This is a genomic window from Aquimarina agarivorans (assembly GCF_000218485.1).
Classification (GTDB): Bacteria; Bacteroidota; Bacteroidia; order Flavobacteriales; family Flavobacteriaceae; genus Aquimarina; species Aquimarina agarivorans.
In genome coordinates, this window is the sequence record NZ_AFPB01000016.1 from 1 (window position 1) to 8820 (window position 8820).

Consider the following 8820-nt stretch of genomic DNA (forward strand, 5'->3'; position numbering starts at 1 on the left):
AAATTTATTTATATATATATATATATATATATATATATATATATGGAATTTTTTTAGCAGTTCTAGCTTTTCAACTAGATTCAAAGTTTTTTTGGCCTATCACAAAATTTATTAAATATTATATTTTAAAATCTAAAAAGGATATGTCTGAAAACTTTAAAAAGCTTGATGAAGCTAAATTTGCTTTTCCTTTTGGAGTTATTGATTGGCATGCAAATGCTATAGTTTGTGGTTTAATTTTGGTGCCACTGGCATTGTTTCCGGCTATTATTGGTTATAAGTTTAGTAATGATAGAAATTACATAATCTATTTTTTAATCTTAGCTATTTTGGTTTTGATTTTTGTCTATTACAATAATTATTTTAAAAATAAGGAATGGATAAAAAAAGAAATTAATAAACGTAGTAAGAAATATTCGATGTATAAATTCTATAAAGAGAAAAAATAAATAAAAACCCGCTCTTCGAAGTTTGCAACTTCGAAGCTACAAAGTAAGTCAGGTAATGAGAGTAATATAAAGTGAATCAAACAAAAGCTATTCTATAAAAAGAGTAGCTTTTGCATTTACGGTATGTTTACGTTTAGGCATTATAGTAGAGTGTTGCTACAAAGTTGCAAACTTCGTAGAGCTGAGCAAACTATAGAGTATGAAAAAAATACGTAACTTAATGTTATGGAAAGTGATGGTTATAAAATTCGTGATCAACATAAAATACACTATGTAACCTTCACTGTAGTCTATTGGTTGGATGTTTTTACAAGAAAGCGTTATAAGGATATAATAGTTGATAGTTTAGAGTACTGTATTGCCGAAAAATCGATGATTTTGTATGGTTATGTAATTATGAGTAACCATATACATTTAATAATACAGAGTGAAGTAGGGGATTTATCGGGTTTAATACGTGATTTTAAAAAGCATACATCTAAACAAATTATAAAAAGTATTCAATTTGAACCCGAAAGTAGAAGAGAGTGGTTGTTAGAACTTATGAAAAAAGCAACAACATCTCATAATAGGAATAAAAATTTTCAATTTTGGAAGTATAACAACCATCCAGAAGAGGTCTATTCTGAAAAATTTATGTGGTCAAAATTGGATTATATTCATTTAAATCCAGTAAGAGCAGGAATTGTTTATAAAGCTTCGGATTATATATATTCAAGTGCTAGTAGTTATTGCAGAAATGAAGGCTTATTGTTAATTACTAAAGCTGAAATTCCGTTAAATATAAAAGTAAATGATACAGCTTTTTGGAAAAGTATCAGTTGGGAGTAAATGATCAATTAAATTTGTTTAGGCATCACAAGAATGTGTGGCTACGAAGTTGCAAACTTCGTAGAGCAGAAAACAATTTCATAGAAGTGTAGAAAATAAATTTGGTCAAGGATTTAAAGAATAGGTTGATTTATGCTATTATATAATTATTTATTTTACTATAGTTACGAATTAGCTATAAGAATAAAAAATGAAAGAGATAATCCACTATTGTATGCCATAGGTCTTACTGGCGGGTGTATCGTTTGTAATTTATTAGTTGCTCTTGATTTAATAAGTTTTGTGTTCAACTTAAATATATCGGAAAAAATTTCAGGTTTACCTAAATATAGTATAGCGATACCAGTATATTTAATTTTATATATTTATTACACATATATAAATAATCATAGAAAACTTTATTCTAAATATAAGCATTTAGTTAGCAAGCCAAGAACAACAACTAAAGCTCTACTAATTGTAGTAGGTAGTATTCTATTTTCATTTGTTTTATTAATTATTAGTACAAAATTATTTGTAAAATGATTCCCGCTCTTCGAAGTTTGTAACTTCGAAGCTACAAAGTAAGTCAGATAATGAGAGTAATATAAATTGAATCAAACAAAAGCTATTCTATAATAAGAGTAGCTTTTGCATTTACGGTATGTTTATGTTTAGGCATTATAGTAGTGTGGCTACAAAGTTGCAAACTTCGTAGAGCTGAATATACCCCACTCTTCGAAGTTTGCAACTTCGAAGCTACAAAGTAAGTCAGGTAATGAGAGTAATATAAATTGAATCAAACAAAAGCTATTCTATAAAAAGAGTAGCTTTTGCATCCCCGCTCTTCGAAGTTTGCAACTTCTCCGCTAGACGTAATAGAGAATAGTGGCCCTCCTAAGAAAAGAGGAACTGTTGAAACAGGAGAATTGGAAATTGTAGGTATTGATGCTGATGATGTGATTAATGTTAAAACAGATGAAGGTTTAAATTGGTGGGAGGCAACAAAACCTAAATTTAGCGCACTATTAGTTACCGGTTATGATATAACTTTACAAGGTTGGAATACATTACGAGATTCAAGAGTTGGTAATTGGTTAAGGAATGGAAGAAGTGCTATCTCAACAAATTTTACTAAAGGTTTAGGTAAAGCATTTGCTGGAATTGGACTTTTTGATACTGGGATTAGTGCTTATAAAGACATAGGTAAAGGTAATTATTATAGTGCAAGCTCAAGAGTTATTGTTGCTGGTGCGCCATATGCATTAGGAAGAATTCCTTACGTTGGTCCTGCACTAAAATTTGGAATCCCATTGTGGGATGCTTTCTATGGAGAGCAATTTCACAGGAGCGTAGAAAATAAATATGGTAATGGATATAAAAAATAGGATTAATGAAAATTTATAATCATTTATTTTATCATTGTTATGAATTAGCTTTAAGAGTAAAAAACGAAAGAGATCACCCTTTACTATATGCTTTGGGAATAACTGGTTTTTGTATTATATTACATTTACTTGTGGTAGTTACAATTTGTGAAAAGTTATTCGGATTGAATATTTCTGAATTTATATTTGGGCTACCTAAATATACTATTGCTATTTTTTTGTTTGGTGTATTATTATTTTATTACAAATATGTTAATGATCACAAAAAGCTATACAATAATTACAAATTTAATGTTTTGAGACCACGAAAAACATCGAGGACATTATTTGTTGTTTTGTCTTATTTTTTTGGATCAATAGCTTTGTCAGTTCTCGTAATAGAGTTATTACGCTAAATAATAAATCTCCCACGCTGGCGCGAGCGTCCCGCTCGTGTACCTAAGCAAAGAGAGTAAAAGAAAGAAGTGAATAATGTGATAAAAGCTATACTGTAATAGGTGTGGCTTTTGTTTTTACGGAGCTGGAGTTATGAGCCTAACTGGGTCATAGTATATAAAAATAAATAGTGCGGCTAGTGTTAGTTTGTAACTAGTACGTACTCAGTGGGCAAAATAAAGCCACAGCAGTTTTTTAGTGATTGCTGTGGTTTTTTGATTTTATGCACTATAAGCCGCTCTAGCTTTAGAATCTCTAAGGAAAGCATCGAGTATTTTATGAACACACATTTTATCTTCATCTGATAATTTCTGGATGTCTGTTATTTTTTTAACTAAGGCTTTTTCTAATACAGCATCGGAACTACCTACCAAATAATCTAAAGAAACCTCTAATGCGTTAGCAATTTTAGTAGCGATATCAATAGAAGGTTTAATTTCATCACGTTCGTATCCCCGCTCTTCGAAGTTTGTAACTTCGAAGCTACAAGCAAGTCAGGTAATGAGAGTAATATAAAGAGAATCAAACAAAAGCTATTCTATAAAAAGAGTAGCTTTTGCATTTACGGTATGTTTAGGCATTATAGTAGTATAAACCCAAAATTACGTAATTAAAAGATAAAATTAAATCTAATTTTTTTGTTTAAATTAAATACATTTATATCTGATAATAACAAATTACTTTTTTTCAAAAACTTCCATTTATGGAAATTCGACACATCAAAAATCAACTCACTATTGAGTAAGTATTAAACTATTATGGTTTAAAAGCTGATAAAAACCGAATTTTGTGTTGTCCGTTTCATGAGGATAAGACCCCAGGATGCAAGGTATTATGATAGCAACACGGTATACTGTTTTAGTGGCAACTGCCAAGTATGGCTACAAAGTTGCAAACTTAGTAGAGCTAAGTGCTGTCTATATTATCCGAGTTCGTTATGCTCGAAAAGAGCCATTAAGATTTTAACGGAACGACTACTGAAAAGTGGTCGTTTTGATAGAAGTTTAAATACCCAAAGTAAAAAATACCCAAAGTAAAAAATACCCAAAGTAAAAAATAAACAAAGTAAATACTAAAACAATAGTCCCAATAATACTAGTAAAGAGATTGTTGGGGCTTAGATTATGAAATAACAAATAAAAATGATTAAAAAGTGTGATGCGCTAGAGCAATACAAAGTACAGTTTTAGAAATCTATTTATTTTGTACCAAGTTCAATAACATTTAGATTATGAATATGGCCCTCATCAATTTCAAAACTAAGCATGGTGCGTATTTTATGAAAACCGTGTTTACCACAAGCTCCCGGATTCATATGCAATAAGTTATAACGCTTATCGGGCATTACTTTTAAAATATGAGAGTGCCCACAAATAAAAAGCTTAGGAGGATTCATTTTAATCTCATTTCGTGTATTTACGTTGTATTTTGGAGGGTAACCACCTATGTGTGTTATCCAAACATCCACACCTTCGCAAGTAAAGCGATTGTTTAAAGGAAAACATTTGCGAATTTGGTGGTCATCAATATTGCCAAAAACAGCGCGTAATGGCGTAGTTTTTTCCAGTGAATCAGTTACATGCAAGCTACCAATATCCCCCGCATGCCAAACTTCATCAGCTTGATTGGCATAATGCAAAATTCGGTCATCAATATAGCTATGTGTATCGCTAAGTAAAAGGATTTTCATTTTCTAATTTTAATGCAAAAGGTTAGACAAATGACATTAGTAAGCATGCAAAGAAATACGTTTATTTTGAATTTAGAAAGTTTTATTTTATTGTTAGTTGTGAGGTTTTTAGTTTTCGGTTGTCAGTTTTTGTTGGGTATCATTGTTTGAATAGAAATGATATGATAGCTCGAGTGAAATTTTGTATCGTGAACCGCTCTTTAATTGCTATCAAGAAACTAAAGTTTGTCTAAAACTTTTGAAAAAGAATTTTTTGATTTCTACAATTTTGAAAAAAATAAAAGATTGCTTCCAACTACCAACTACCAACTACCAACTACCAACTACCAACTACCAACTACCAACTACCTCCGTTGCATTTGTTTTAAATTAATCCAAAAGAGTGTAGCACAAATAGGGATAAAAGCCAAGTCGTAACCTTGAATATTGGAAAACCACACGCCAAACGTGGCTAAAATTCCTAGCAGCATAATAGTGGCGAATGTTTTGTGAACTTTTTTATGTTGTGTAAAGCATAAAATAAAACTAACTAAATAGAGCGGATTGCACCACAGCAAATTGTAGTTTTTTTGCACTTCAGGATGTGCGGAAAACATTGAAATGACAAAAATAATTGTCCCCGCAATAGCAATAGCCATGGTAAACGTTTGAATCAGAACTTTAGACCTTCCTAAAATGAGCAATACAAATAAAAAGCAGAAAAAAATGAGTGGAGTTATTTTCCAAGGAGAAGCTTTTTTAGTTTCAAGATTCGGAAGTAATTTCTTTTGTTTTTGTGCTAACGGTTTATTATTTACCGTAGCTTTTTCAAGTTCTTCCGAAAGGTAATCGGGCAGAAACATCAATTCAGCGGTATTAATTTTTTTGTCTATAGTGCTACCTAAGGCTAAATTAATACCAAATTTGAACCATGGCACTACTTTGGCATAATCGTTTAAGTAAGATCGGTAGGTTTTATTAGTTGCTGTTGGCGTATAGGTTACATTTTCTATTTCTGAAATAAAAATATCTCTTAATTCTGTACTACAATTTTTTCGTAAAAAACCGTAACGATAGTACCTGTTTTCGGGACGGTATAAATATTCAAGATGAGTAAGGACTGCTTTTTTTTGTTTTTGAGTAAGGTTGAGTTCTTGCTCAAAAACTTGGCGATTATAGTATTTATAAGTCAAAAGCATACGCTCAAAATCCTCAATGCCCAATTTGTAGTCGAGCCTGCCGCCAGCAAACTTTGCCAAAAAATAAGGGGTGTCAAAATCAAATATTCCAAAATTGTAGACAATGTCAGTATTTTCTAATGTGTTTTGAACCCGTAAGGCCGTGTGTCCAAAAATAGAATGCGATTCAAAACCTGTTGCAAAGGTGAGCAAACTTATTTTTGTTTCTTTTTGAGCGGTTGCAGCAAAAACAACAAAAAGAGCACTTATTAAAATAAAGATTTGTTTTTTCAATAGAATTAAGATTTAAAGCGGTTGTTGCACTCCCAACCGAAGCTGTATCTTTGCGTAAATTTATAGCTAAAATATAAAGTTTGCGATATTTTATTGAACTTTCGTACAATGGTACTTCTTTTCACGGTTGGCAAAAGCAGCCTAATGCCGCTTCGGTACAAGAAAGTGTTGAAAAAGCGCTGAGTGTATTACTTCGCGAAAGCGTAACCATTATGGGAGCAGGTAGAACAGATACTGGAGTGCATGCGAAATATATTGCCGCTCATTTTGATACTCAAATCGAGTTTGATGTTGAAAAATTAGTTTTCAAGTTAAACTCATTTTTACCGCCAACTATTGCTATAAAAAACATTTTTAGTGTTGCTCCCGATGCTCATGCGCGTTTTGATGCCATTAGTAGGGCATATGAATACCGAATTGTCACCCATAAAAATCCTTTTGAAACAGCAAGCGCCTACTATATAACAGGGAATTTGGATATAGCTGCAATGAATAGTGCTGCCCAACAATTATTAAAGTACACCAACTTTAAATGTTTCAGCAAATCAAAAACTGATGTTAAAACATATAATTGTCAGCTATTTTATGCGTTTTGGGAACAACAGCATGAAGTTTTAGTGTTTAAAATATCAGCCAATCGATTTTTGCGTAATATGGTTAGAGCCATTGTAGGTACGCTAATTGAGGTAGGGCAAGGCAAATTAAAGTTGTCTGATATTGATCGTATTTTAGCTTCGGAAAATAGAAGCGAAGCAGGCTATTCAGTCCCTGCAAAAGGCTTATATTTAACGGAGGTTTTGTACCCCAAAACGATATACCCAATTAATGAGCGAAAAGAATAATCCATATGATTTAAGTGTATTAAAAAAATTGGTAAAATTTACCAGTCCCTATAAGTGGGTGGTTTTTTTAGTGACACTGACTGCAATTTGTACTTCGGTTTTTGCTTTGGCACGGCCACAGTTTTTAAAGCAAGCGATTGATCAAGGAATTTTAGGAAAGGATAGCGATCTGCTGTTGTATTTTATAGTTTTTATGTTGGGGTCCTTGCTCTTGGAGGTAATTTCGCAGCTTACCTTTATGTTTTACGCCAATTGGCTGGGGCAACACGTGGTGCGCGATTTACGGACACGTTTGTTTAAGCGAATGCTTAATTTTAAAATGCAGTATTACGACAATGCAGCTGTAGGGCGTTTGGTAACTAGGGCGGTTAATGATATTGAGAAAATAGCCGAAATTTTTAGCCAAGGGTTGTTTATGATTATAAGTGATTTACTAAAAATGACGGCCATAGTTGGGATTATGCTTTACAATAGTTGGCAATTGACGTTAATTGTGTTTTTGATGTTGCCTATTATTGTATATGCCACACGGGTATTTCATAAAAAAATGAAGGTAGCTTTTGAAAATGTACGTACCGAAGTTTCAAACTTAAATATCTTTGTGCAAGAACATATTTCGGGAATGAAAATAGTGCAGCTTTTTGCGCGCGAAAAGGTAGAATATGAAAAATTTCAGGCTATAAATGAAAAACATAAAACGGCTTGGATAAAAACGGTATGGTACAATTCCATCTTTTTTCCTATTGCCGAACTTTCAGGGTCCATTGCAATTGGGTTGCTTGCTTGGTACGGAGGACTGCAAAGTATCAATGGCATTTCCATAACACTTGGATTGGTTGTAATGTTTATTGAATTGACTAATATGCTATTTCGTCCATTAAGGCAAATAGCAGATAAATTTAACACGCTGCAAATGGGGATGGTTGCGGCTAGGCGCGTGTTTAAGGAGTTGGAGCTAGAAGAGGTAATATCAGAAAATGTAACTACTAAAATTACTAACGTAAAAGGGGAAATTGATTTTGATAATGTGCGCTTTAGTTACCTTCCGGGAGAAGAAATACTAAAGGGGATTACATTTAATGTAAAAGCGGGTCAAACTGTAGCTATTGTAGGCGCTACAGGAGCAGGGAAGTCTACTATTATCAATTTATTGAACCGTTTTTATCAGATTGACAGTGGCGGTATTTTAATTGATGGGAAATCAATTCATAATATTTCTCTTGATAATTTACGTAGTAATATTGCGGTGGTGCTCCAAGATGTGTTTTTGTTTGCGGACACTATTTTTAAAAATATTACTTTAGGTAATGATGCGATTACTTTGGACGAAGTTATTCGAGCAGCAAAGGAAATCGGCGTGCATGATTTTATAAATCAGTTGCCAAACGGATATGAATATAATGTTAAGGAGCGCGGATCCATGTTATCTTCAGGGCAACGACAATTAATTTCCTTTTTAAGAGCTTACGTATCAAAACCCAGTATTTTGGTGTTGGATGAGGCTACATCATCGGTAGATACTTATAGTGAGCAATTAATTCAAAAAGCCACCGAAAAAATTACTCAAAATCGAACATCAATTGTAATTGCCCACAGACTGGCGACCATTATAAATGCAGATGTTATTATTGTTATGGACAAAGGAGAAATTGTAGAGCAAGGTTCGCATAAGCAATTGCTTCAAAACCCAGAGGGTTACTATAAAAATTTATACGAAGTACAATTTGCTGAAGTTGTAGCAAATTAATTTTGTAA

The 8820-nt window shown here is 32.6% G+C and carries 8 protein-coding genes; 5 read left to right on the plus strand and 3 right to left on the minus strand.

Annotated features, from left to right (window positions below):
* From GMC_RS18485 to GMC_RS0100615, 3 genes are all read left to right on the plus strand, one after another.
* A partial coding sequence (locus GMC_RS18485; protein ID WP_040472261.1) for a hypothetical protein occupies positions 1–449 on the plus strand: 449 nt, incomplete at its 5' end.
* A 225-nt stretch (positions 450–674) separates the two neighbouring features.
* Positions 675–1280: an REP-associated tyrosine transposase gene (locus GMC_RS18490; RefSeq protein ID WP_010520306.1), complete on the plus strand. Its 606-nt coding sequence runs from the start codon at positions 675–677 to the stop codon at positions 1278–1280.
* An 812-nt stretch (positions 1281–2092) separates the two neighbouring features.
* The gene (locus tag GMC_RS0100615) at positions 2093–2647 is read left to right on the plus strand and encodes a hypothetical protein (protein ID WP_010520308.1); all 555 of its coding nucleotides are present in this window, start codon (positions 2093–2095) and stop codon (positions 2645–2647) included.
* A 656-nt stretch (positions 2648–3303) separates the two neighbouring features.
* Here the strand turns inward: GMC_RS0100615 and GMC_RS22445 are convergent.
* The 3 genes from GMC_RS22445 to GMC_RS0100635 form a co-directional block, all read right to left on the minus strand.
* Positions 3304–3519 carry an XRE family transcriptional regulator gene (locus GMC_RS22445; RefSeq protein ID WP_138940529.1) on the minus strand — a complete coding sequence of 72 codons (216 nt, stop codon included), beginning with the start codon at positions 3517–3519 and terminating at the stop codon, positions 3304–3306.
* A gap of 761 nt (positions 3520–4280) precedes the next feature.
* Positions 4281–4772, minus strand: a complete 492-nt coding sequence (locus GMC_RS0100630) for a metallophosphoesterase family protein (protein WP_010520311.1) — start codon at positions 4770–4772, stop codon at positions 4281–4283.
* Positions 4773–5116: 344 nt separating this feature from the next.
* Positions 5117–6223: a lipoprotein N-acyltransferase Lnb domain-containing protein gene (locus GMC_RS0100635; protein ID WP_010520312.1), complete on the minus strand. Its 1107-nt coding sequence runs from the start codon at positions 6221–6223 to the stop codon at positions 5117–5119.
* An 80-nt stretch (positions 6224–6303) separates the two neighbouring features.
* Between GMC_RS0100635 and truA the strand changes: the two genes are divergently transcribed.
* Together truA and GMC_RS0100645 are read left to right on the plus strand one after the other, a co-directional pair.
* Positions 6304–7065: a tRNA pseudouridine(38-40) synthase TruA gene (truA, locus tag GMC_RS0100640; RefSeq protein ID WP_010520313.1), complete on the plus strand. Its 762-nt coding sequence runs from the start codon at positions 6304–6306 to the stop codon at positions 7063–7065.
* The gene (locus GMC_RS0100645) at positions 7049–8812 is read left to right on the plus strand and encodes an ABC transporter ATP-binding protein (RefSeq protein WP_010520314.1); all 1764 of its coding nucleotides are present in this window, start codon (positions 7049–7051) and stop codon (positions 8810–8812) included. Before truA ends, GMC_RS0100645 begins: the two co-directional genes overlap by 17 nt.
* The last annotated feature ends 8 nt before the right edge of the window (positions 8813–8820 follow it).